Here is a 25,467-nt window from a genome sequence, read left to right as displayed (position 1 = left end):
GTTCTGCCAAACGAGAAATGGCATGCCGCTATAAAAGATTCCTTTATGTTTACATTGTAAAAGATTATATAGAAAAATAAAAGTAATATGCACTACACAATAAAAAGAAAGATGCCCCTCCTTTTCCATCGAAAGGGAGGGGGATTGTTTTATTCAATGCAGCAAATTTCCGCTGGACAGTTTTCACAATGAATCTCTTTTTTCAAATAATCAAGGTCATGAATCGTAATCTTCCCTTTTTTAATAGAAAGAACGCCTTGCTGCTTTAACGCGTTTAGCATGCGGTTGACGCTTTCGCGGGTGGTGCCGCAAAAGTTGGCCAAATCTTGGTTTTTCAGCGTTAAGTCGATGAGGATGCTTCCGTTATCCAATTTGACGCCATAGCTGTTGCACATGCGGATGAGCGTAGAGTAAAGCGCTCCTTTTTTGCCGTGCATAATTAAATCGCGAAATTTTGTTTGCGTCCGCCGTGCGTGCTAACCCATTGCATATATTCATAGGCAAGCGCGGGATTAGTTAAGAGCTGCTGTTCTAAATCATCTTTTTTAATGGCTGCTACTTCGCCATCTTCGATCACTTTTGCCGTTAGTAAATAACGAGGTTCTGCAGTAAACAATGTTAGCTCGCCGATAATTTCTCCAGGGCCGCAAATGCGAAAACACATCTCTTTTCCGTCAGCGCCGATTTTACTTATTTGCACTTTGCCTGAAAGAATAAGATACAGTTCAGCGGCATCCATCCCTTCTTGGAATAAAAACGTTCCTTTTCGCATTTTGACTGTATGCTTCGCGGAACGAAGCAATTCCCGCAAATGCGCAAAGCGGTCGTGGTTGCCTAGTTTTTTTGCTGCAAGCATGTTCTCACCTCGATAGTTTGCCGTTACTTCCATTGTAGGAAACGATGAGGCAATATTGTTGTGACGAAAATCACATTTTGCTATATTTGTGATGATTGTCACAATGATGTCACAATTATTTTCTAAAACTGTTTTCACGTTTATTATGATACAATGTGAGTAACGTCACAACATTTCTCTTATTTTTTTTGTATAGTGAATAAAAATGTGCGATGTTGAAAGAGGTTTTTTTGGCATGACGGAGTTTTGGTCACCGGTTTGGCTGTCGATAAAAGTGGCATTCGTTTCCGAAGCCATCGTCGTCTTTTTTGGAACGGTTATCGCGAAATGGATGGCGCGCCGCCGATTTAGAGGAAAAATGGTGGTAGAAACATTGCTGATGCTGCCGCTTGTGCTCCCGCCATCGGTCGTTGGCTTCTTGCTGATCATTTTGTTTGGAAAAAATAGCGTGATCGGAAAGGGAATAGAAGCTTTGTTTCACGCACCGGTTATGTTTACATGGTACGCGGCGGTCATCGCGTCTAGCGTCGTTTCTTTTCCGCTCATGTACCAATCAGCGAAGGCGGGATTGGAAGCAATCGATGAAATGATTGAGGGAGCGGCGCGCGTCGATGGGGCGAATGAATATCAAGTTTTTTGGCATATATCGATTCCGCTTGCGAAAAAAGCGCTTATTTCAGGAGCGATTTTGGCTTTTGCCCGAAGCCTTGGCGAGTTCGGCGCTACATTGATGTTCGCCGGAAATATCCCTGGAAAGACACAAACGATTCCAACCGCGATTTATGTGGCGATTGAATCCGGAGAAATGAAATTGGCGTGGGCATGGGTTGCGGTGACAATGGTGTTGTCGTTTTTCTTATTATTATGTGCGACAAGCTTTAAGTCTAATTGAAAGGAGAAAGCGGTATGGAAACAAAACAATCGGTGGTCGTCGACCAATGGAACCGTCCGCTTCGCGATTTGCGCATTTCTGTGACAGACCAGTGTAATTTTCGATGTGTATATTGCATGCCGGCAGAAATTTTCGGCCCGAATTTTCGCTTTTTGCGTGAAGACGAATTATTAACGATCGAGGAAATGGCGCTGCTTGCGGAAAGTTTTGCAGAACTTGGCGTAGAAAAAATCCGCATTACGGGAGGAGAGCCGTTGCTGCGCCGCGACTTGGACGTATTCATTGAGCGATTGACACGCATTCCCGGCATCCGCGATATTGGCCTTACAACGAATGGGATTCATTTAGTGAAATGGGCAAAACGTTTGAAAGAAGCGGGGCTGAAGCGCGTCAACGTCAGTTTGGACGCGCTTGATGACGAAGTGTTTAAAAAAATGAACGGGGTTGGCGTCGGGGTCAAGCCGGTGTTAAAAGGAATTGAAGCCGCTGTGGAAGCAGGGCTTGGCGTCAAAGTAAACATGGTTGTGAAAAAAGGCATGAACGATTCGCAAATTATCCCGATGGCTTCTTATTTTAAGGAACGGGGCATTACACTTCGCTTTATCGAATTTATGGACGTCGGCACGACAAACGGTTGGGATTTTTCCTATGTCGTCACGAAAAAAGAAATGTATGAACTCTTGCAGCAAATGCATCCGCTTGAGCCGGTGGAAAAAGCCTACTTCGGCGAGGTGGCAAGCCGCTACCGCTACGTCGGCACGAACGTGGAAGTCGGGTTTATCGCCTCGGTGACGGAATCGTTTTGCCGAAGCTGCACACGGGCGCGCATTTCCGCCGATGGCACGCTATATACGTGCTTGTTTGCCACAAGCGGCGTATCGTTGAAGGAAAAACTGCGTTCTGGGGCGGATAAAGAAGAGATTAAACATGTTATTGCTTCAACGTGGCATCTGCGAACAGACCGCTACTCCGACGAACGGACGGAGCAAACGGCAAAAACGCGGAAAAAAATTGAAATGTCATATATTGGCGGATAAATAAACCGGATTTGCTCTTATGTTGAGCAATCCGGTTGTCGTTTGTTTATCGGGACATGTCTGTTTCGTTAAGGACGCGAGGGAATAAAATATTATTTTCCAAATGGATATGTTCAAATAAGTCTTTCTCAAGCGCTTCTAATCGATCATAGACAAGACGGTATGTTCGGCATGCATCTTCTGGCGGGGTAAAGTCATTCGTAATCTCGCGAATCGTTTTGATGATATCGCCAGCGGCGTCATGTTCATCGACAAGTTCGCTGACTGCTTGTTTTGTCGATTCTCTGTTTTCTGGAGTCGGAGTTTTTTCAAAACGCAAAATAAGCGGAAAAGCGTAAGTTTCTTCTTTGATCGTATGCTGTTCGAGCTCTGTTTTCAGCTCGTTAAACAACTTATGGACTTGCGCTAGATGCGGATGGTTTGCCCCGTGAACACGGAGCACTTTTGTCACGTAAGGGCTAAGCTGCGGAAGTTCTTCCGCCAAGTAGCGGTGATGTTTGGCAATAATATGGTCGATCAGTTCGCTGTAAGGTGCTTCCAACCAATTTTTATCGTCTTTTTCAAGCGATTGCGAGTAAAGCGCATTTAGTTGCTCTAATATTGCTTCGCCATCTAAATTTCTTTCTTCGATCGCTTCTTTTAACGGGCGTTGCCCGCCGCAGCAAAAATCGATTTTGTATGATCGAAAAATATCGCTTGCTTTTGGAAATTGTGCTACGATATCACCGATGAGCGATTGTTCTGTAAATCGTTTTTCCATAATCGGCGCCTCCATCTTTGTATAAATCTCTATAACTTAAGCATATTTCTTTTCTTTTTTGCATGTTGTGATGCATATCACATAAATGAAGAAATTTTGAACAAATCGCGTTAGGAGAGAAATGAGACGAATAAATGTGATGAACATCACAACTAGCTTTGCTTCATTTCCATACAATAAAAATAAGAAAGAAGGGATGGGGAATGTTCCGATTGTGGAAAGTTGAACAATGGAAAAACGAAAATCAGCAGTTAAAAAGCCGTTTAGAAGATGCGGAAAAGCAACTTGTCGAAAAAGAAGCAATGATGCAGATGTTGATCGATGATTTGTTTACAGAACTTGGAGAAGCGATTCAGCAGCATGAGTTCGTCAACAGCCAGCATCATGCTCTAGGCGAATTAGTTGAAAGAATAAAAGAAAAGGTTGATAATGTCAATGCATTAAGTAAATCTTCTTGCGAAACTTCCAATTTTTTGCTTGAACAAGGAAAAGATTTAGTAGAATCTACGAGGCATATGGTGAAAGAGTCAGAGTCGGGCATTCGCATGGCTGGCGAAGTGGAGGAAATAATGAAGAAACTCGGCGGTGAGATGCATGCAACATCAGAAACGATGCAAGGGCTTCGCACGCGATCCAAAGAAATTGAACAAATTGTCAAAGTAATTAAAGAGATCGCCGATCAGACGAATTTGCTTGCTTTAAATGCTTCCATTGAAGCAGCGAGAGCAGGAGAACACGGAAAAGGTTTTTCCGTTGTAGCGGCGGAGGTCAAAAAGCTGGCTGAACATACTGCCGATAGCACAGAATCCATTCATCAGTTAATAGATATGGTACAAAAAGATATCCATCAATCATTGCAGCAAATGGAAACGGTTTCCGCGATGATCAAGACAGCCGTGCATATGAGCGTTGAGACATCCAAAAAACTAATGGCGATTTTACAAATTATTCGTGATGTCGAAAAACACATCGAGCAAGTGCTTAACGATATTCGCAAACAGCATCATTCCGCCGGCGAAGTCACGGAGCAAATTGCGCAATCGGCAGACATTTTTCATCAAGCCCGACAGATGATTTTGCAACATATTGCCGATGCAAATGTCATCGATGAAAAATTAGAAAAAGGAATGCGGCAGTTAAAAACTTGGCAGTCCATCAATTGTGCGGATTAACCGATAAAAATTTGCTTTCTTTGGCAGTTTGCTTGCCCTTCTGGATGTAAAAAATTAAAATATGAACATCGTGGGCATCCATGAAATGAGAAAGGAAGAGAAAGGCATGGTAGAAAAACGAATTCCAATTCCAGTGACGGAAGCGATCAAAAAGGTGATGAAATATGCGCGGGAAGGGGAAGCGGAAACGGTTCCGCTTGAGAGAGCGTACGGACGGTATTTGGCGGAAGAACTGCGCGCAGACCATGATGTTCCGCCGTTCGATCGTTCTCCTTATGACGGTTTTGCGATACGCGCAGCTGACTCCGCAAAAGCAAAGCTTGACAATCCGGTAGAATTTGAAGTGATTGAAACGATAGGAGCGGGACAAGTTGCGGCAAAGACGGTTCAGCCGTTTCAAGCGGTGCGCATTATGACGGGAGCGCAAATTCCAGATGGATGCGATGCGGTCGTCATGCTGGAATTGGCGAAACAGTATGATCGCGACGGAAAAACGTATATGTCCATCAAACGCCCTTTTCAACCAGGTGATAATATTTCATTTCAAGGAGAAGACGCGAAAAAAGGGGATGTGCTCGTCCCGAAAGGAACGTTTATCAATCCGGGCGTACAAGCGTTGTTAGCGACGTTCGGATACGCCAAAGTAAAAGTTGCGAGAAAACCGCGAATTGGCATTTTTGCGACAGGCAGCGAGCTGCTCGACGTCTCCGAGCCGCTTGTTCCCGGCAAAATTCGCAACAGCAACGCGTATATGATTCAAGCGCAAGTAGTCCGCAGCGGTGCGGAGCCAGTCTATTTTGGAAAATTAGCGGATGATGTGGACACATGTTTTGTAGCGATACAAAAGGCATTGCCGCAAGTTGATTTTCTTATTACGACGGGTGGTGTTTCCGTTGGAGATTATGATTATTTGCCGGTCATTTACGAACGTCTTGGCGCAGAAGTATTGTTCAATAAAGTGGCGATGCGACCGGGCAGTGTGACGACGGTTGCGCAGTTGGATGGCAAGCTGCTGTTCGGGCTGTCGGGCAACCCATCGGCGTGCTACGTCGGATATGAGTTGTTTGTGCGCCCTGTCGTGCGGACGCGTCTATTTTCGCCGAAACCGTATTTGCGGAAAGCGACGGCAACGTTGATGGCCGACTTTCCAAAACCGAATCCGTTTACCCGGTTCGTCAGAAGTTATGTGGCGGTCGAAAATGGCCGGCTGACGGTTGCGCCTGTCGGGATGGATAAGTCGAATATTGTTACATCGTTGGCCAAAGCAAATGCGCTGATGGTGCTTCCGGGGGGGACGCGCGGATTTGCGAAAGGAGATACCGTCGATGTATTGCTGCTAGAAGATGAAGAAGGAAGTGACATATGAACGTTTGGCAAGTTGTTGGCTATAAAAATAGCGGCAAAACGACGCTCATCGAAAAATGGGTGCAAACGGCAACAAAGGAAGGATACCGCGTCGGGACGGTGAAGCACCATGGCCACGGCGGCTATCCTGAAAGAAGCGATGCTTATACGGATTCAAGGCGCCACGAACGAGCGGGAGCGGTTGCCGTTTCGGTGGAAGGCGGCGGGTTGCTTGAGCTTCATGCGTGGCAGCCGACGTGGTCGCTGGCGCAAATTTTATCATTATATAAGCTTTTGCCGCTTGATCTTGTCCTTGTCGAAGGCTACAAAAAAGAGACGTATAAAAAAGTGGTCATGCTGCGAAACAAGGACGACTGGGCTTCGCTTTCACAGCTTTCTAATATTATCGCCGTAATTGCGTGGGAGTCTCCTTCGCAATTATCTTTTATTCCATATCCTTTATTTTCTATCGACGATGAAGAAAGTTATTTACATTGGTTAATGAATGAGGTGAAAAAGGCGAATGAATGAACGGCTTTTTATGATTACGGATAAGCCTGTTTCCATCGAGGATGTGGTGAAAAAAGTGATGCGTCCCGAAGCAGGGGCGGTGACGACGTTCGCCGGGACGGTGCGCGAATGGACAAACGGAAAACGGACGTTGTTTTTGCAATACGAAGCGTACGTATCGATGGCGGAAAAAATGCTCGAACAAATCGGCGCGGAAATTCGCGAAAAATGGCCGGAAACGAAAGTGGCGATTACGCACCGAATCGGCAAGCTTGATATCGGCGATATCGCCGTTGTTATCGCTGTTTCGTCGCCGCACCGCAACGACGCGTACGAGGCGAACCGATACGCGATTGAGCGCATTAAACAAATTGTCCCAATTTGGAAAAAAGAGCATTGGGAAGACGGAACGGAATGGGTCGGCAATCAACTAGGGACGAAAGCGTACCCGACGGGAAAACCGGAAGGAGAGGATTTGCCATGATTACACTGCTCTTTTTTGCGCATTTGCAGGAAGCGGTTGGAGAGGGGCGTATCGTGCTTTCTAACGTTCCCGAAACGGTAAAGGAGTTAAAGCAAGAAGTCGAAAACCGTTACCACATTGATTTAAAACAAGTGATGGTCGCGGTGAACGAGGAATATGCCCGCGACGATCAAACGCTTCAGCCTGGCGATATTGTTGCCTTTATTCCACCGGTAAGTGGGGGGTGAGAGCGATGGAAAACCGACAAAAGCAAAAATGGATCGTTCCGAAACAGCATGGCGCTTGGGCGATGCTTGTCATTCCGTTTTTGCTGGGAGCATACGCGGGTGGATTTACATGGCTTCATCTGCCGTTATTTCTAGGCTGGCTTTTCTTATATTTGGCGACATACCCGCTGTTGATGTCAATCAAATCAAAGCGTAAACAAGAGTATAAGAAATCGTTTTCCTTCTACATTGCCATTGCCGCAGCGATGCTTGTTATTTGCTTATGGTACGCGCCGTCTTTATTTTATTTTGGAATGGCGATGATCCCGCTTTTCCTCATCAATATTTATTATACGAAACGGAAACAGGAGCGCGCTTTTTGGAATGATGTTGCGGCAATCGCTGCTTTTTGCATCGGCGGACTTGCCAGCTTTTATATCGGGCGCGGGACATTAACGGTACAAGCGTTGGAAATCGCCGCTTTTTGCTTTCTCTTTTTTCTCGGCAGCACCTTTTACGTAAAAACAATGATTCGCGAAAAGAAAAATCCAATGTACAAATGGCTATCATGGGGATACCATGGACTATTAATGATCGCGCTCGTTGTCATCGGATACCCGTTGCTTGTTCTTGCCTATGTGCCAAGCGTTGTTCGGGCAGTTTATTTGTATGGAAAATCGTTGCCGATTATGAAAATCGGAATATTAGAATTTGCCAACGCGATTTATTTTTTGGTTGCGATGGTTGTTCTTTATTCATAAAACGAGATGCATCAACGAATGCATCTCGTTTTTTTTTTCGGTTGTTGATTTCCGCCTTTTTTTGCATCATTTTTGAGAAATGGCGTGAAGACGTGCAACCAATACTATGTTTTTCCGCAATGTGAACGGCCTTTTTATAAAAATTTAAGAAAAATGATGTAAGGGCATTGAAAATTGTTTTTAAAAATGATTAAAAAATATTGAGAAAATAACTAAATATACATTTGATTTTATTTTTATACAGTATTATAATGGTAACTACATGAAAGATCATTCGGTTGAGGAGGCAAGGGATGAATATCGCAGTCATTGGTGCGACAGGGTATGGCGGTGTGGAATTGGTAAGGTTTTTACAACATCATCCGCATGTTCGTAGCTGTTCTCTTTATTCTTCTTCACAAGACGGCATCGATTTATCGGAAAGCTTCCCGCATGTCGGCGAAATCGAGGGAGCGATTCTTCGGAAAATCGATGTCGAACAAATGGCGAATGAGCATGAAATCGTCTTTTTTGCCACTCCGCCAGGTGTTTCCAGCTCGCTTGCGCCGGCGTTGGTGGATAAAGGAGTGAAAGTGATTGACTTATCCGGCGATTTTCGCCTGAAAGATAGATCCGTGTACGAAACGTGGTATAAAAGACAAACCGCTTCTGATCACTATTTGCAACAGGCGGTATACGGATTGACAGAATGGAATAAAGAAAAAATTGAAAATGCGCAGCTTCTTTCTAATCCGGGTTGCTACCCGACCGCTACTTTGCTTGGGCTAGCCCCTCTCGTAAAAGAGGGATTGATCGAGGAAGATTCGATTATTGTTGACGCAAAATCCGGGGTGTCGGGAGCAGGGAGAAAAGCATCGTTAAATACTCATTTTTCGGAAATCAATGAAAATGTCAAAATTTATAAAGTGAATTCCCACCAGCATATCCCGGAAATCGAACAAATGCTGAAAACTTGGAACGAGCGCATTCAGTCGATTACGTTTAGCACACATCTAATTCCGATGACAAGAGGAATTATGGCAACGATTTACGCGAAAGCGAAGAAAGAACTGACGATAGAGACGTTGCATGATTTATATAAAACAAGTTATAAAGATTCGAGGTTTGTCCGCATCCGCAAGCCCGGACAATTCCCGGCCACAAAAGAAGTGTACGGTTCAAACTATTGCGACATCGGAGTTGCGTATGATGAACGAACGGGAAGAGTGACCGTTGTTTCCGTCATCGACAATCTCGTCAAAGGAGCGGCGGGACAGGCGATTCAAAACTTGAACGTGATGATGGGCTGGGAGGAAGAAAGCGGACTTACGTTAGGCCCGATTTATCCATGAGGAAGGAGATCGAACGATGGTGATCGCAAAGGAAGAAAAGCCAGAAACGAAAATTTCTTATATTGCTGAAGGAACGGTTGTCACGCCGAAAGGATTTAAAGCTGCGGGAGTGCACGCCGGTTTGCGCTATGCGAAAAAAGATTTGGGCGTCATCGTGTGCGATGTGCCGGCTTCTTGCGCCGCGGTTTACACGCAAAACCATTTTCAAGCTGCCCCGCTGAAAGTGACGCAGCAAAGCATCGCGACTGAACAAAAATTGCAAGCGGTTGTTGTCAATAGCGCGTGCGCAAATGCGTGTACGGGAGAAAGAGGATTAAAAGATGCGTATGAAATGAGAGAGTTATGCGCGCAACAGTTCGGCATTGCCCCGCATCTCGTTGCGGTCGCTTCTACCGGCGTGATCGGTGAGTTTATGCCGATGGAGAAAATCCGCGAAGGCATGAAAAAATTGCAGCCGGGCATCTTACCGGAAAATGCGGAGGCGTTTCAAACTGCAATTTTAACGACGGATACGGTGATGAAAAAAGCGTGTTACCAAACGACCATTGATGGAAAAACGGTGACGATCGGCGGCGCGGCGAAAGGTTCGGGAATGATTCATCCGAATATGGCGACGATGCTGGCGTTTATCACTACCGATGCCAATATTTCTTCGCCGCTGTTGCAAGAAGCGCTCCGTTCGATTACGGATGTATCGTTCAATCAAATTACGGTAGATGGAGATACGTCCACGAACGATATGGTCATTGTGATGGCGAGCGGGCTCGCTGGGAATAAGGAATTAACGCCGGATCATCCGGACTGGGAAAATTTTTATGAAGCGCTGAAAAAAACGTGTGAAGATTTAGCGAAACAAATCGCCAAAGACGGCGAAGGAGCGACGAAGTTAATCGAAGTGCGCGTGAACGGGGCAAAAACGGATGATGATGCGAAAAAAATCGCCAAGCAAATCGTTGGCTCCAATTTAGTAAAAACGGCTATCTATGGCGCCGACGCGAATTGGGGAAGAATTATTTGCGCGATCGGCTACGCAGGGGCAATGGTGGATCCGGACAATGTCGATATTTCGATCGGCCCGATTTCCATGCTAAAAGGAAGCGAGCCACAGCCGTTTTCCGAAGAGGAAGCGAGCGCCTACTTGCAAAACGACGAGATTGTCATTGAAGTAGATTTGCATTTAGGCAGCGGGACAGGAATTGCTTGGGGCTGTGACTTAACTTACGATTACGTGAAAATTAACGCGAGTTATCGCACGTAATAAGGGGAGAGGGAGATGGAGAAGACAGTTGTCATCAAGTGCGGAGGAAGCGTGTTAAGCGATTTATCGCCGTCGTTTTTTACGAGTTTGCAAGCGATGTATGAACAAGGCATGAACGTTGTCCTCGTTCATGGCGGCGGCCCGGAAATCGGAAAAATGCTGGAGCGGCTTCATGTGCATAGTGAATTTGTGAACGGGTTGCGCAAAACGACAAAAGAAGTATTAGAAGTAGTGGAAATGATTTTGGCGGGCAAAGTGAATAAACAGCTTGTTGCGTTGTTGCAGCAGTACGGATTGCCCGCAGTAGGCGTTTCCGGCGTAGACGCTTGCTTATTGCAGGCAGCGCCAATCGACTTAGAAAAACTCGGATATGTCGGGAAAGTCGTCAACGTCAATGGCGTTTTTGTTGATAAACTGTTGCAGTCGCGTTACATTCCGGTCATTTCGCCGATCGGAACAGACAAAGACGGCCAAAAATATAACATTAACGCCGATACGGCGGCAGGTGCGGTAGCGAAAGCGATCAAGGCGGCGCAGCTGCTGTTTGTGACGGACGTTCCGGGAATTTTGCGGGACGGCGCTGTCGTTGAACAGGCAACGATCGATGCGATTGAGCGAATGATAAACGAAGGCGTCATTACGGGAGGGATGATTCCAAAAGTAAAAGCGGCGATTGCCGCGCTGTCGGAATCGCTTCATGAAGTGATGATCGTCAGCGGAAAAGCGCCGTTTTATGAAAATGGGCAATTATATGGAACGACGATTCGAAACGAAGTGGGGGGTCTATTAATGGGAGCGTTATTTCCAACATATAACCGCTGGAATATTTGTGTAAAATCAGCGGAAGGGACGACGGTTACCGATACAAACGGAAAACAGTATTTGGATTTTGTTTCCGGAATCGCTGTTTGTAATCTTGGCCACCGCCATCCTGCGGTGCAGAAAGCAATCGAAGAACAGCTCAATCGGTTTTGGCATGTTTCCAATTTATTTACTATTGAACTGCAGGAAGAAGTAGCGGAACTTCTCGTTGCAAATAGCTGCGGTGATTACGTATTTTTCTGCAATAGCGGCGCGGAAGCGAACGAAGCGGCATTAAAATTGGCGCGCAAGCATACAGGACGCCATAAAGTCATTACGTTTCGGCAATCGTTTCACGGGCGGACGTTTGCGACGATGTCGGCCACAGGACAAGAAAAAGTATACAAAGGGTTTGGCCCGCTTTTGCCGGAATTTGTCCATCTGCCGTTTAATGATATCAAAGCACTGGAAAATGAAATGAGCGAAGATGTCGCGGCGGTGATGGTGGAAATCGTTCAAGGGGAAGGCGGGGTCAGACCGGCCGATGCTGCGTTTTTGCAAAAAATCGCCGAGCTTTGCAAGCAATATGGTGCGCTGTTTATTGTCGATGAAGTGCAGACAGGGATCGGGCGCACCGGGAAGCCGTTTGCGTATCAACATTTTGCCATCGAGCCGGATATTATTACGAGCGCAAAAGGATTAGGAAGCGGCATTCCGGTTGGTGCGATGATCGGCAAGGCGTTTTTGAAAGATACGTTTACGGCGGGGGTGCACGGTTCCACATTCGGCGGCAATCCAATTGCGATGGCGGCCGCAAAAGCGACGTTGCAAATCATTTTTCAGCCTGACTTTTTGCAAGAAGTGCAAGAAAAAGGAGACTATTTTTTAGCGCGTCTGCAAGAAGCGTTAAGCGAATTCAAGTTAGTAAAAGAAGTGCGTGGTCTCGGCCTGTTAGTTGGCATTGAATGTGGCGAAGACGTTGCAAAACTAATCCCGGCCATTCATGAAAATGGATTGCTCGTATTAACGGCCGGACCAAACGTAATTCGGCTATTGCCACCGCTGATTGTTTCGAAAGAAGAATTGGATCAAGCGGTTAAAGTAATCAAACAAACGATACAGGAAGTCAAAACCGCAGCTGCGAAATAATCGCTAGCTGCCTCTTTATCCTTATGAATGAATAAAAATTCTGTTGTATAAATAAAAATTCGAGCATGAGGTGTCGTTCATGGAAGCATATTTGCATTTGGCAAACGGAAAGACGTTTGTCGGACAGTTAGAATCACCGCTTGCAAATGGCGAAGTGTGCGGGGAAATCGTCTTTTTTACCGGCATGACCGGCTATCAAGAAGTGCTGACAGATCCTTCATATAAAAATCAAATCATCGTGTTTACGTATCCGTTAATCGGAAATTACGGAATTAATGCGGATGATTTTGAAAGCAAGCGCCCGCACGTACAGGCGGTGATCGTTTATGAAGCGAGCAGCCGCGGATATCATTACGACGCGAAATATAGTTTCAAAGAGTATTTGCAACAATGGAATATTCCGCTGTTAACCCATGTCGATACACGCGCGTTGGTAAAAGAAATCCGCAACGAAGGAACGATGATGGCAAAACTTACAGTTTCGCCATCGTGCGACGCAGCGGCGTTTGCTGAAAATCCGTTTCCGGTCCGCGATGTGTCGACTGCAAAGATAGAGACATATGGAAGCGGCGAGCCTCATCTTGTATTAATCGATTTCGGCTACAAAAAATCGATTTTGCAATCATTGGTAGCGCGGGGCTGCAAAGTTACCGTCGTTCCGTATCATACTTCATTCGAAACGATCGAATCGATAAAGCCGGATGGAATCGTATTATCCAATGGTCCTGGAGATCCGAAGCAGCTTTCCGGACAGCTGGCAAACATCCGCAAAATCATTGACCGTTATCCAACGCTAGGAATTTGTCTTGGCCATCAGCTAGTGGCGCTTTCATACGGCGCAGATACGGAAAAGCTCCGTTTCGGCCATCGCGGGGCAAACCAGCCTGTCTATGACGCGGTGAAACAAAAGGTGTTTATGACATCGCAAAATCATAGTTATGTCGTCAAGAAAGAAAGTTTGGCGAACACACCGTTTGACATCCGATTTACAAACGTCAATGACGGTTCCATCGAAGGAATGGTGCACCGCCATAAACCAATTTTATCGGTGCAGTACCATCCGGAGGCACATCCGGGTCCAAGCGATACGAACCATATTTTTGACGAGTTTTTGCAAACGGTAGTAAAAGGAGAGAAAGTGTATGCCTAAAGATACATCGCTGCAATCAATTTTAATCATCGGCTCCGGCCCGATCGTCATCGGGCAGGCGGCGGAATTTGACTATTCTGGCACGCAAGCGTGTATCGCTTTAAAAGAAGAAGGATACCGCGTTATTTTAGTGAATAACAATCCGGCGACGATTATGACGGATGAAGTTCATGCCGACGCCGTTTATTTTGAGCCGTTGACGGTAGATAGCGTGGAGGCGATTATCGCGAAAGAGCGTCCTGACGGACTGCTCGCGACATTTGGCGGGCAGACGGGATTAAACTTGGCGTTTCAGCTTCATGAAGCCGGGATTTTGGAAAAATATGGGGTAAAATTGCTCGGAACGCCGATTGAAGCGATCAAAAGAGGTGAGGACCGCGAAGCGTTTCGCGCGCTCATGTATGAGCTTGGCGAACCGGTTCCGGAAAGCGAAATTATTACGAACGTCGATGAAGCGGTCGCTTTTGCCGAAAAAATCGGATTTCCGATCATTATTCGTCCCGCTTATACGCTCGGCGGAACGGGCGGGGGAATCGCGGAAACGATGGAACAATTTATTGCTTTAGTCGAAAAAGGGCTCGCGGAAAGCCCGATTACGCAATGTCTCATTGAACGGAGCGTGGCTGGATATAAAGAAATTGAATACGAAGTAATGCGCGACCATACGAATACGTGCATTACTGTTTGCAATATGGAAAACGTCGATCCAGTCGGCATCCATACCGGCGACTCGATCGTTGTCGCCCCGTCGCAAACGTTGACGGACGAAGAATATCAAATGCTGCGCTCATCAGCGATCAAAATTATTTCCGCGCTCGGCATCATTGGAGGATGCAACATTCAATTTGCTCTTGATCCGTTCAGCAAGCGCTATTATTTAATTGAAGTGAATCCGCGCGTCAGCCGTTCATCGGCGCTCGCATCCAAGGCGACGGGATATCCGATTGCGCGCATAGCCGCGAAATTAGCGGTCGGCTATACGTTGGCCGAACTGCTTAATCCGGTAACGAAAACGACGTATGCGAGTTTTGAACCGGCGCTCGATTATGTCGTCGTGAAATTTCCGCGCTTGCCGTTTGATAAATTTCCTTTCGGCGATCGCCAGCTTGGCACGCAAATGAAAGCGACGGGGGAAGTAATGGCGATCGACCGCAACATGGAACGCGCGTTTCAAAAAGCGGTTTACTCATTAGAAGGAAAGAATAAAGGATTATATTTGCCAGAACTCGCGGACAAAACCAATGACGAATTGAAACAGCTGCTTGTCCGAAAAGATGACCGCCGCTTTTTTGCGATTCTCGAACTGTTCCGACGCGGAGAAACGATCGATGCTGTATATGAATGGACAAAAATCGACCGTTTCTTCTTGAATTCATTTTATCAGCTGATTGAATTAGAAAAGAAAGCGAAAGAAACGAGTTTAGACGAAATCGATGAAGCGATGTTCCGTTTATTGAAAGAAAAAGGATTTTCCGACGCGTTTTTGGCAGAAGCATGGAACGTGAAAGAAAGTGACGTAAGAGAAAAGAGAAAACAGCTTGGCATCGTCCCATCATATAAAATGGTCGATACGTGCGCGGCGGAGTTCCATTCGGAAACGGATTATTATTATTCGACATACTTCGGCGAAGATGAGCGGAAAAAAAGCGATAAAGAGAAAGTATTAATTATTGGCGCGGGGCCGATTCGAATCGGGCAAGGAATCGAATTTGATTACAGTTCCGTGCATAGCGTATACGCGCTGCAAAAAGAAGGATATGAAACGGTGTTAATGAACAACAATCCGGAAACCGTCAGCACCGATTTTGCCGTAGCCGACCGCCTTTATTTCGAGCCGCTCACGCTAGAAGAAGTGTTGAACGTCATTGAAGCGGAACAAATTAAAAAAGTAATCGTTCAGTTTGGAGGACAGACGGCGATTAATCTCGTGAAAGGGCTTGAAGAAGCGAATGTTCCTCTTCTTGGCGTCACCTACGATATTATCGACCAGCTGGAAGACCGCGATCGTTTTTATCAGCTATTAGAAGAATTGGACATTCCGCATGTGCCGGGAATGATGGCGAACAACGAAGAAGAACTTGTTTCGAACGCAAAAAAAATCGGTTATCCGGTACTGCTCCGCCCTTCTTACGTCATCGGCGGCAGAGGAATGTTCATCGTCAAAGATGAACAACAATTGCGCGAGTTGCTAGAGCAAGGAGCGATTACGTATCCGCTGTTAATTGACGCCTATTTAGACGGAAAAGAAGCGGAAGTCGACGTTGTTGCAGATGGAAGCGACATTTTGCTTCCGACGATCATCGAACACGTGGAAAAAGCGGGGGTGCATTCCGGAGACAGCTATGCAGTGCTGCCGGCGCAAACGATTGCTAATGAAGAACAAGCGAAAATCATTGAATATGCCGAAAAAATTGTAAAAAAATTGAAATTTAAAGGGATTATGAACATTCAATACGTCATTGCCAACGGCCGCGTATACGTATTGGAGGTGAACCCGCGCGCCAGCCGGACTGTTCCGATCGTCAGCAAGGCGACAGGCATACCTCTCGCGCAAATTGCGACAAAATTATTGCTCGGGAAATGTTTAAACGATGTCGTTGATGAAAAACAACGCCGTTTGGTGAACTTGCCGTATCTTGTCCTAAAATATCCGGTGTTTTCAACTCATAAGTTGCCTGGTGTCGATCCGCTCGTCGGCCCGGAAATGAAGTCGACAGGGGAAGGAATCAGCATCGCGAAGACGATGAAAGAAGCGGCGGCAAAGGCGTTTTACTCCTATTTGTCGAAAAAACGCGGCGCTCGCGAAATTTATGTCAATGGCGAGGTAAGCGATGAACTTCTTGAGATGCTGAAAGAAAAACAATTAATTGCAGTTTCTGATCTGCCGTTTTCTGAATGGGTCAAACGCAAGGAAGCGTTGGCGTTTTTCGATTTGCAAAAAGACGAAAAAGGTGCGCAACAGCGAATGCTTGCGTTGGCGCGGCAAATAATGACGTTTACCGAAAGAGAGACGTTCCAACTCTTTTTGCAAGCGATCGGTGTGGAAAAGTTTTCTGTTTCATCCATTCAAGAGTGGCTTGACGAGAAAAAACAAACAGAGAAAGCGGTGATTATATGAACAAAGTCGCTTCGCTGAAGGGAAAAGATTTTTTAACGTTGATCGATATTTCGACAGAAGCTATTCATGATTTATTAACGCTTGCAGGGGAATTAAAACAAAAACAGCTTGCCGGGCAACCGTATACCCCGCTTGTTGGAAAAACGTTAGCAATGATTTTTGAAAAACCGTCAACCCGAACGAGAGTATCGTTTGAAGTAGGGATGATTCAGCTCGGCGGAAGCGTGCTTTACTTAAATAGCAGCGATTTGCAGCTTGGACGAGGGGAAACGATCGCCGATACGGCGAGAGTATTATCGCAATACGTCGATGCGATTATGATTCGCACATTCGCTCATAGCAAATTGGAAGAGCTCGCAAAATATGCGACGATTCCCGTGATTAACGGGCTTACCGATGACGACCACCCTTGCCAGGCGCTAGCGGACTTATTGACGATTTATGAAGTAAAGAAAACGTTGAAAGGATTGAAACTTGCTTATGTCGGCGACGGCAACAACGTCGCCCACGCGCTGATGATTGCCGCGGCAAAAGTCGGCATGGACTGTGTAATCGCTTGTCCGGCTGGCTATGAGCCGAAGGAAAAATATGTAGATGCGGCGATGCAAATTGGAAAACAAATGGGAGCAACCGTTGCGGTAACGCACGATCCAGTCGAAGCGGTCGCCGACGCTGACGTCATTTATACAGACGTATGGACGAGCATGGGCCAAGAACAAGAAAGCGAGCAACGTCTTGCGGTGTTTCAGCCGTTTCAAGTAAACGGCGAATTAACGAAGCATGCAAAACAAGATTATATGTTTCTCCATTGCTTGCCAGCCCATCGCGGTGAAGAAGTAACGGCTGACGTGATTGACGGGCCAAATTCGTTTGTGTTTCAGCAGGCGGGAAACCGGCTTCATGCCCAGAAAGCAGTGTTGCTATCTTTATTGTGACGAGTTGCACCGGCGATATGCCGGTGCTTTTTTGTTATGAATAAACGGGCGGACGGGCATGATAAAAATGTACTTCGGATAAGGGGGGATTCCAATGGGGCAACAGCGCCATTTTAAACCGGGCGATAAAGCTCCAAACAACGGGATGTACATCGAAATTGGCGAAACCGGCGATAACGTCAAAAATCCAAGAAAAATAAAACTAAAAGCAGGGGATACGTTTCCGGAAACATCAAACCATAACCGCCACTGGACGTATATGAGAAAACCGTAAAGAAAAGCGGAAGGCGCCCCATATCGCCTAAAGGCCGCTCTTGACTTTTGAGACGGTGAAGTATCCCTATTCTCGCTTATTTGCGAACGAGAAAAGCCATTCCATTTGGAGTGGCTTTCTATTTGAAAAGAAAAAGAGGTATCGTTATAATATACTTAAAGGTCAAAAAAGGTCAAAAGAGAGGGAAAGCGGATGAACGCAAATAAATTTACAGAAAAAGTGCAGGAAGCTTTTCTCGAGGCGCAAAAGATTGCGACAAAGCACCATCATCAGCAGCTTGATTTTGAACATTTGCTGCTCGCATTGTTGCGGCAAGAAGATGGGCTTGCCGGAAGAATATTCACATTGCTTCGGGTTAATATAGATGCATTCATCCATGAGCTAGAAGTGTTGTTAAAGAAAAAGCCGGAAGTGCTTGGGGCCGGTGCGGAAAATCTTTATATGTCGCCGCGGCTGCAGCGGTTGTTGACAAAAGCGGAAGAAGAAGCAAAAAATATGCAAGACGAATATATTTCGGTTGAACATTTACTGCTTGCCTTCACAGAGGAAACCGACGATATCGGGAAGCTTTTCCAACGTTACAACATCAACCGTTCTTCATTATTACGCGTATTAACGGAAATAAGGGGGAATCAGCGCGTGACAAGTCCAACTCCAGAAGCTACATATGAAGCGTTAAAAAAATACGGTCGCGATTTAGTCGCTGAAGTGAAGGCGGGAAAAATTGATCCTGTTATTGGCCGTGATAGCGAAATTCGCCGCGTCATTCGCATTTTATCGCGCAAAACGAAAAACAACCCGGTGCTTATCGGAGAGCCGGGCGTTGGAAAAACAGCGATTGTCGAAGGATTGGCGCAGCGTATCGTTCGCAAAGATGTTCCGGAAGGATTGAAAGATAAAACGATTTTCGCTTTAGATATGAGTTCGCTCGTTGCTGGGGCAAAGTTTCGTGGCGAATTTGAAGAACGCCTAAAAGCGGTATTGAATGAGATAAAGAAAAGCGAAGGGAGAATTATTTTATTTATCGATGAATTGCATACGATTGTCGGCGCCGGCAGAGCAGAAGGAGCGATGGACGCGGGAAACATGTTAAAGCCGATGTTGGCGCGCGGCGAGCTGCATTGCATCGGTGCGACAACGCTCGATGAGTACCGGCAATATATTGAAAAAGATCCAGCGCTTGAGCGGCGCTTCCAGCAAGTTCTCGTCGAAGAACCAAGTGTGGAAGATACGATTTCGATTTTGCGCGGCTTAAGAGAACGGTTTGAAGTACATCACGGTGTGAAAATTCATGACCGCGCCCTTGTTGCCGCAGCGACATTGGCGGATCGCTACATTTCCGATCGCTTTTTGCCAGATAAAGCGATTGACTTAGTCGATGAAGCGTGTGCGACCATCCGCACCGAAATGGATTCGATGCCGTCTGAGTTGGATGAAGTGATGCGCCGCGTCATGCAATTGGAAATTGAAGAAGCGGCGCTGCGAAAAGAAACGGACGAAGCGAGCAAAGAGCGGCTTGCCGCGCTTACGAAAGAACTGGCGGATTTGCGGGAAAAAGCGAACAGCATGAAAGCGCAATGGCAACAGGAAAAAGAAGCGATTCAGCGCGTGCGTGACGTTCGTGAAGCATTGGAGAAAGCGAAGCGCGAATTGGAAGAGGCGGAAAACGAATACGACTTGAATAGAGCGGCGGAACTTCGCCATGGCCGCATTCCGCAGTTGGAAAAACAATTGAAACAGCTTGAACAAGAAATGAGCGAAAGTAATAAAGAAGGGAGACTTCTTCGCGAAGAGGTAACGGAGGAGGAAATTGCCGAAATCGTTTCGCGCTGGACGGGAATCCCGTTGACGAGGTTAGTCGAAGGCGAGCGGGAAAAGTTATTGCGGCTGCACGAATTGTTGCATGAGCGAGTCATTGGCCAAGATGAAGCGGTTGAACTTGTTGCCGATGCGGTACTGCGGGCGCGCGCCGGCATTAAAGACCCTAATCGCCCGATTGGTTCCTTTATCTTTTTAGGACCGACTGGAGTAGGGAAGACGGAATTGGCAAAAACGCTCGCGCACGCGCTATTTGACAGCGAAGAGCAAATGATTCGCATCGATATGTCCGAATATATGGAAAAACATGCCGTTTCCCGCTTAATTGGCGCGCCTCCGGGCTATGTCGGCTACGAAGAAGGAGGCCAGTTAACGGAAGCGGTGCGGCGCAAGCCATATTCCGTCATTTTGTTCGATGAAATTGAAAAGGCGCACCCAGAAGTGTTCAACATTTTATTGCAGCTGTTGGATGACGGGCGCATTACCGACTCGCAAGGGCGCACGGTTGATTTTAAAAATACGGTGGTGATCATGACATCCAATATCGGGTCGCATTTGCTGTTGGAAGGAGTGACAGAAGACGGTAAGATTAAGGAAGAAACGCGCGAACAAGTATTGCAACAATTGCGTGCACATTTCCGTCCAGAATTTTTAAACCGAATCGATGACATCGTTTTATTCAAGCCGCTGACGATGAACGAAATAAAAGGAATCGTGGCAAAATTCGCGCGTGAATTAGCCCAACGGCTCAGCGACCGTCATATTTCGCTTTCCTTAACAGAAAAAGCGAAACAATATATCGCCGAATCTGGATTTGATCCGGTTTATGGGGCGCGTCCGTTAAGACGGTTTATGCAAAAACAAATTGAAACGCCGCTCGCCAAAGAGTTGATCGCCGGGCGGGTGAAAGATTACAGCACCGTCATCGTCGATGTCGAAAACGGCCGGCTTGTCATCCGTCCACAGTTATAAAGACGATGCGGCAAGGAAACGGGGAAGCGCTCCGGCTTATTTGGCGCATCAAAGAGGGGAGTGGTGAGGGGCTTGCCTTTGCCCGGCAATCACGTACGATCGATATTGTTGGCAAAAAGGGGTATCGCCTAGGTTGCCTCATCCGTTCCATCCGTGCGCGATCCGTAGTATTGACCAAAAGCGCCTTGCTTTTCGCAGGGCGCCTTTTCTTTTTCCTTAAAGCAGATGTATAATAAGTGCGGGAATGCTTATACCGGCATAAGGTGAAAAGGGGAGAGGCGATCAAATGGCACGCGAACGGAAATTTTCATTGAACGAAGTGTTTCAACATACAAAACAACTTCTCCTTGAACACGGCTATGAAGGATTTACCTTCGGGTTGTTAGCGGAACGGCTCGGTGTATCAAGAACGGCCATTTATAAACATTTCGAGAACAAAGAAGAGGTCATTACGGCATATATGGTGGACGAAATGGAGCAAGTGTTTGCCAAGTTTGTTCACATTCATGACTATCCGACGTTTGATGAACAATTCCGTTTTTTGCTTAACTTGATTTTGTACCATGACGATCTTCATCGAATGATCGCGATCGGAAGGCGCATTCCGGATACCACTCCGGCTGTGCGGGCGAATAAGGAGCGCCTTGAACAGTTTCATGAACGGATGTATGAAGAACTTAATCAGTTGGTGGAACGAGGGAAACAGGAAGGAAGAATCAAACCGCATCTTCCGAACCGGATCGTTCTTGCGTATATTTTTCAATCGGTGGTCGTCCCTCATTTTCCCGGCATTTCGCTTGACCAATGGGCGGAAAGCATTAAGGAAATCATCATGTATGGGGTGATGACTGGAAATTGACAGTATTGCCACTTTCCCTTTACAATAAGAATGTGTCGAAAGTGACAGAAGTGTCACTTTCGGCAATTCATGAAAAATGGAGGAATAGCGATGAATCGATGGCTGCATGCTTTGACTGACCGGGTGGCAACGAAAAAAGGAATGTGGTGGACGTTGATCGTTTGGCTTGCGGCCGTTGCCATACTGGGGGCTGTAGCGCCGAGCGCCAAAGAGTATGAAGTCTCAAGCATTGAAACGCTCCCAGAAGATGCGCAATCGATGGTGGCGGCGAAAAAAGCAGACGAGTATATTTCGTCGAGCGACGGCGTTCCGGCCATTTTTGTCTTTCATTCAGATGACCGTCCGATTGCCAAAGATGAACTGCAACGTTTGGTGGGCCATATCGAACAAGCGCACCGCGACGCTTTGGAACAAGTCGTTCCTGTTGCTTCTCTTCCACCGCAAGCGATGGCCGGCTTTGTTTCTGAAGATGGGAAAACGATCGTTGTTCCGGCCGTCTATCGGTCAACGATGGAGTCCAAAGACATCCAAACGGTGAACGACGAGATTCGCAAATGGGTCAAAAAGGAAAGCGATGTTGCTATATATATCACGGGGCCGGCCGGCATTGCGGCCGATACGTTGGCCTTGTTTTCCCGCGCTGATATTGTGCTCATGTTGTCGACAGTCGGGTTGATTCTCGTGCTGTTGATCGTCATTTACCGTTCGCCGCTGTTAGCGTTGATCCCGCTTGTAGCTGCCGGTTTTGTTTACGGGGTGGTTATGCAGCTGCTTGGAGTGATGGGCAAAGCCGGGCTGGTGATGTCCAAACAGACCATTTCGATCATGTCGATTTTGCTGTTTGCGGCGATCACCGATTATTCGTTGTTCATCTTTTCTCGTTACCGCGAAGAGTTGAAACGGCATGAGAACAAATGGCAGGCCATGAAATGGGCGATGCGCGAGACGGGACTGCCGGTCTTTTTCTCTGGAGGCACGGTGCTGGCCGCCATGCTTGTCTTGTTTTTCGCGAAACTAGGCGATTACCGAAATTTTGCCCCGACGTTCGCTCTTGCGATGGCGATCATCATGATCGCTTCCGTTACGCTGATTCCGGCGTTGTTTACGCTGTTTGGCCGCAAAGCGTTTTGGCCGAACATTCCACGCGTCGGTGAGAGCGAAGGGAAAGGAACAAGTGGATTTTGGGGGAGAATCGGCCGGTTTGTTGTTCAAAAGCCGCGGCTGACCGTGGCTTTGATTGGTTTACTCCTTGTAGTGATGGCGGGCCATACAACCGCGCTTCGATATGAGTATGATATGATCAAATCGTTCCCGAAAGATATGCCGTCGCGCCAAGGATATGAACTGTTGGAACAACATTTTGCCAAAGGGGAGCTGGCGCCGACCACGGTCTTGTTTGAAGGAAAGGAAAAGGTCACGCCACAGCAACTGGAACAGCTGCAAAATCAGCTTGAGAAACAGCCGCTTGTCAGTGAGGTGCGCCCGACTGGTACGGCGGATGATGGCCGCGTCGTCTCATTTACACTTACGTTTCGCGAAAACCCATACGATGTCGAAACGATCGATGCGATGGAACGGATTATTGACCGGAAGGAAACGATCGTCAAACAAAGCGGGCTTGATGGGCGCCTTTATTTTGCCGGGGAAACAGCGGCGAAAGTGGATGAGCGGTCGTTGAACAAACGCGATATGATCGTGATTGTTTCGTTGGAAACGCTCTTGATTCTTTTGTTGCTCATTGGGCTGACGCGGTCGGTGAAGCGGTCCGTGTATATGATGGGGACGATTCTCGTTTCGTTTACGGCTGCGCTTGGCCTCGGAATTTGGCTGACCGATTGGCTGTTTGGCATCGAAGCAGTCAGCGGCCGCGTGCCACTGTATGCATTCGTCTTCCTCGTGGCGCTTGGCATCGACTATAATATTATGCTGATTTCCCGTTTCCAAGAGGAGTGGAGAACGCATTCGCTCCATGAAGCGGTGAAACAGGCGGTAACCCATACAGGCGGCGTCATTTCTTCAGCCGGCCTCATTTTAGCGGCGACGTTTTCCGTGTTGATGACTCAACCGGTGCAACTATTGTTTGTCTTCGGATTTCTTGTCGCGATCGGGATTTTGCTTGATACGTTTTTGATTCGTGGGATGCTGTTGCCGGGGCTCATTATATGGCTGGAAAAAGAACGAAGAGCGCCGGCCGAAGCGAGCGGTGAATAACGGCATAGACAGTTGCAAAAAACAACGCCTTGGAGATTCAATCTCCAAGGCGTTGTTCGTTTTAATGGTGATGATCCCCGGCTGGCTCGTCCGGAATCAAAGCGGCGACAACGACGACCAAAACGGTCACGATCACGCCGAGCAAGGCGCCGGTTGTGAAGTTGTAGCCGATGCCTTGCATCGAGCCCATGACGTACGTCGCCATCTGGACAAGCAAAAACGTCCAGAAAAATGTCCAAAACAGGCGCATTACATTTCCTCCCATCTTCGCATCATTCCTTTTCTTATCTTATCATAATTTGCTCGTTTAGGCATATACCCGTACTTTTTTTTCCATTCCGCATATTGTATATTGTACAATTATGCATCGTAAAAGCAAGGGTGAATGTCAATGTCGATTCAACGGCGATTTTTTCAGCTTGATGATCAGTGGTGTATCATTCATTTGCCGGAACGCCCAAACGGATTCGCTCTCTTGATTATTGGTGATGCGAATCATTTTGTTAACGAACATACAAGCTTTTGGATTGAGCATAAAGGACGCCGCCAGCTTCTTTGCGAACTGCTTGAATACGGCTACACTGTTTTTTATTCTCATCTATACGGCAGGCATTGGGGAAGCCCAAAAGCGGTGCGTTTGGCGAAACAGCTTATTTACTACGTATTAAAAAGTGAAATATTAAACAATCGCATTTATATTCTTGCCGAAGGAATGGGAGCGCTTGTCGCTTTGCAACTTCTTGAAACGATGCCGAAGCAAATCCGCGCGCTCGCGATGTTAAGCCCTTGTCTAGATTTGCGCGCACAGCTTGAGTATGAAAAGGAAAATGAATTTTTTTATAAGCGAATGAAAAGAGAAATAGCGATTGCATACGATATCGACGAAGCAAATGTCGAAAAAGCAGCTCCTTCATTACTCATTGCGCCCCATCAAGTTCCGATAAAAATATGGCAATTATCAGGAATTGCTCATTATCCATCTTCTCTCCACTGTCGAAAATATGAGCAGTGGATGAGGGCGGCGAACGATAATGTCCATGTTATTTATTATTTGCCGGAAAAGCGGTATCAGTTTAGCAATGCGATCCATCAATTTTATCAACAATATAACGAGCTTCCATGAATTCTTTGTATTCGGTGGGATATTGTAGTTAAAAGTTCATATAAAAAGAGGCGTTCGTTTCTTACGCCTCTTATTTTTTTAACATATTTACGAAAGAAGTAATTTTTTTCATCAACGGCTTTAATTGGTCAAATGAAGAGATGAGCGTATCGATATTTTGCATAAGCTGCGAAAAATCAAGGCCTTGCTCGGAAGAAGACTCGTTTTGAACAGATGCGTCACGCGACTGGCGCGACCGCGGCGGAAAGGGACCAAACATTAAACGGGAAAAACGATCGAATTGTTCGTTATGTTGCTTTGTCTGCTCTTGATCATCCACAGTAACAACGCCTCCTCCCTTTCTTTTTTCCTTTATTAGCACTGTATGTGAAAAATAAGAAAGTGATTAGACAAATTACACGCTTTACATCTTTCTATTGCGTGTTTTTCGTATTTGCGATAAAATT

The 25,467-nt window shown here is 46.5% G+C and carries 22 protein-coding genes and 2 pseudogenes; 20 read left to right on the top strand and 4 right to left on the bottom strand.

All coding sequences use genetic code 11. From position 1 onward, the window contains the following. Positions 1–149: 149 nt before the first annotated feature. Positions 150–856, bottom strand: a pseudogene (locus BM278_RS05160) (Crp/Fnr family transcriptional regulator). Positions 857–1,091: 235 nt separating this feature from the next. On the opposite strand from BM278_RS05160, the gene modB reads away from it, so the two are divergent. After that, the gene (gene modB / locus BM278_RS05155) at positions 1,092–1,748 is read left to right on the top strand and encodes a molybdate ABC transporter permease subunit (protein WP_090948306.1); all 657 of its coding nucleotides are present in this window, start codon (positions 1,092–1,094) and stop codon (positions 1,746–1,748) included. Between the two features lie 14 nt (positions 1,749–1,762). Further along, a complete protein-coding gene (gene moaA / locus BM278_RS05150) occupies positions 1,763–2,785 on the top strand; it encodes a GTP 3',8-cyclase MoaA (protein WP_090948304.1) in 1,023 nt (340 codons plus the stop codon). Between the two features lie 46 nt (positions 2,786–2,831). On the opposite strand, the gene ric is transcribed toward moaA, so the two are convergent. Continuing rightward, positions 2,832–3,545, bottom strand: a complete 714-nt coding sequence (ric, locus tag BM278_RS05145) for an iron-sulfur cluster repair di-iron protein (protein WP_090948303.1) — start codon at positions 3,543–3,545, stop codon at positions 2,832–2,834. Between the two features lie 203 nt (positions 3,546–3,748). Between ric and BM278_RS05140 the strand changes: the two genes are divergently transcribed. From BM278_RS05140 to BM278_RS05065, 17 genes and pseudogenes are all read left to right on the top strand, one after another. After that, entirely contained in the window at positions 3,749–4,717 is a 969-nt protein-coding gene (locus BM278_RS05140) for a methyl-accepting chemotaxis protein (protein WP_090948301.1), read from the top strand. 106 nt (positions 4,718–4,823) lie between these two features. After that, positions 4,824–6,083, top strand: a complete 1,260-nt coding sequence (locus BM278_RS05135) for a molybdopterin molybdotransferase MoeA (RefSeq protein ID WP_090948300.1) — start codon at positions 4,824–4,826, stop codon at positions 6,081–6,083. Continuing rightward, positions 6,080–6,592 (top strand): molybdopterin-guanine dinucleotide biosynthesis protein B, encoded by a 513-nt coding sequence (gene mobB / locus BM278_RS05130; protein WP_090948299.1) that lies wholly within the window; start codon positions 6,080–6,082, stop codon positions 6,590–6,592. The genes BM278_RS05135 and mobB overlap by 4 nt, the downstream gene beginning before the upstream one ends. Beyond that, positions 6,585–7,055: a molybdenum cofactor biosynthesis protein MoaE gene (locus BM278_RS05125; protein ID WP_090948298.1), complete on the top strand. Its 471-nt coding sequence runs from the start codon at positions 6,585–6,587 to the stop codon at positions 7,053–7,055. The genes mobB and BM278_RS05125 overlap by 8 nt, the downstream gene beginning before the upstream one ends. Beyond that, complete coding sequence (gene moaD, locus BM278_RS05120; RefSeq protein ID WP_090948296.1) at positions 7,052–7,282, top strand: molybdopterin converting factor subunit 1; 231 nt, start codon at positions 7,052–7,054, stop codon at positions 7,280–7,282. Before BM278_RS05125 ends, moaD begins: the two co-directional genes overlap by 4 nt. A 5-nt stretch (positions 7,283–7,287) precedes the next feature. Further along, positions 7,288–8,022: a YwiC-like family protein gene (locus BM278_RS05115; protein ID WP_090948294.1), complete on the top strand. Its 735-nt coding sequence runs from the start codon at positions 7,288–7,290 to the stop codon at positions 8,020–8,022. 293 nt (positions 8,023–8,315) lie between these two features. After that, complete coding sequence (argC, locus tag BM278_RS05110) at positions 8,316–9,353, top strand: N-acetyl-gamma-glutamyl-phosphate reductase (protein ID WP_090948293.1); 1,038 nt, start codon at positions 8,316–8,318, stop codon at positions 9,351–9,353. Positions 9,354–9,369: 16 nt separating this feature from the next. Continuing rightward, positions 9,370–10,611 (top strand): bifunctional ornithine acetyltransferase/N-acetylglutamate synthase, encoded by a 1,242-nt coding sequence (gene argJ, locus BM278_RS05105; protein ID WP_090948292.1) that lies wholly within the window; start codon positions 9,370–9,372, stop codon positions 10,609–10,611. A 15-nt stretch (positions 10,612–10,626) separates the two neighbouring features. Beyond that, a pseudogene (gene argB, locus BM278_RS19025) lies at positions 10,627–11,316 on the top strand (acetylglutamate kinase); the annotation flags it as partial. 84 nt (positions 11,317–11,400) lie between these two features. Then, a complete protein-coding gene (locus BM278_RS19020; protein WP_208601752.1) occupies positions 11,401–12,561 on the top strand; it encodes an acetylornithine transaminase in 1,161 nt (386 codons plus the stop codon). Between the two features lie 79 nt (positions 12,562–12,640). Then, a complete protein-coding gene (locus tag BM278_RS05095; RefSeq protein ID WP_090948290.1) occupies positions 12,641–13,711 on the top strand; it encodes a carbamoyl phosphate synthase small subunit in 1,071 nt (356 codons plus the stop codon). Further along, on the top strand, positions 13,704–16,829 hold the full coding sequence (locus tag BM278_RS05090; RefSeq protein ID WP_090948287.1) for a carbamoyl phosphate synthase large subunit: 3,126 nt from the start codon (positions 13,704–13,706) through the stop codon (positions 16,827–16,829). The genes BM278_RS05095 and BM278_RS05090 overlap by 8 nt, the downstream gene beginning before the upstream one ends. Continuing rightward, positions 16,826–17,764, top strand: coding sequence for an ornithine carbamoyltransferase (argF, locus tag BM278_RS05085; RefSeq protein ID WP_090948285.1), 939 nt, complete (start codon positions 16,826–16,828; stop codon positions 17,762–17,764). Before BM278_RS05090 ends, argF begins: the two co-directional genes overlap by 4 nt. A gap of 94 nt (positions 17,765–17,858) precedes the next feature. Beyond that, positions 17,859–18,038 (top strand): YjzC family protein, encoded by a 180-nt coding sequence (locus tag BM278_RS05080; RefSeq protein ID WP_090948283.1) that lies wholly within the window; start codon positions 17,859–17,861, stop codon positions 18,036–18,038. Between the two features lie 192 nt (positions 18,039–18,230). After that, entirely contained in the window at positions 18,231–20,828 is a 2,598-nt protein-coding gene (clpB, locus tag BM278_RS05075; RefSeq protein ID WP_090948281.1) for an ATP-dependent chaperone ClpB, read from the top strand. A 286-nt stretch (positions 20,829–21,114) separates the two neighbouring features. Continuing rightward, complete coding sequence (locus tag BM278_RS05070; protein WP_003252363.1) at positions 21,115–21,687, top strand: TetR/AcrR family transcriptional regulator; 573 nt, start codon at positions 21,115–21,117, stop codon at positions 21,685–21,687. A gap of 90 nt (positions 21,688–21,777) precedes the next feature. After that, positions 21,778–23,898 carry an MMPL family transporter gene (locus tag BM278_RS05065; RefSeq protein ID WP_064552473.1) on the top strand — a complete coding sequence of 707 codons (2,121 nt, stop codon included), beginning with the start codon at positions 21,778–21,780 and terminating at the stop codon, positions 23,896–23,898. A 61-nt stretch (positions 23,899–23,959) separates the two neighbouring features. Here the strand turns inward: BM278_RS05065 and BM278_RS05060 are convergent, their stop codons facing one another. Beyond that, positions 23,960–24,148 carry a YjzD family protein gene (locus BM278_RS05060; protein ID WP_013401456.1) on the bottom strand — a complete coding sequence of 63 codons (189 nt, stop codon included), beginning with the start codon at positions 24,146–24,148 and terminating at the stop codon, positions 23,960–23,962. Positions 24,149–24,289: 141 nt separating this feature from the next. On the opposite strand from BM278_RS05060, the gene BM278_RS05055 reads away from it, so the two are divergent. Then, positions 24,290–25,021 (top strand): alpha/beta hydrolase family protein, encoded by a 732-nt coding sequence (locus BM278_RS05055; RefSeq protein WP_090948279.1) that lies wholly within the window; start codon positions 24,290–24,292, stop codon positions 25,019–25,021. Positions 25,022–25,091: 70 nt separating this feature from the next. Here the strand turns inward: BM278_RS05055 and BM278_RS05050 are convergent, their stop codons facing one another. Beyond that, a complete protein-coding gene (locus BM278_RS05050) occupies positions 25,092–25,340 on the bottom strand; it encodes a hypothetical protein (RefSeq protein ID WP_090948278.1) in 249 nt (82 codons plus the stop codon). Between the last annotated feature and the right edge of the window lie 127 nt (positions 25,341–25,467).

The sequence above is a fragment of the Parageobacillus thermantarcticus genome (genome assembly GCF_900111865.1).
Taxonomy (GTDB): Bacteria; Bacillota; Bacilli; order Bacillales; family Anoxybacillaceae; genus Parageobacillus; species Parageobacillus thermantarcticus.
Note: the sequence above shows the minus strand (reverse complement) of the source record. Positions and strands in the feature narration are given on the sequence as shown.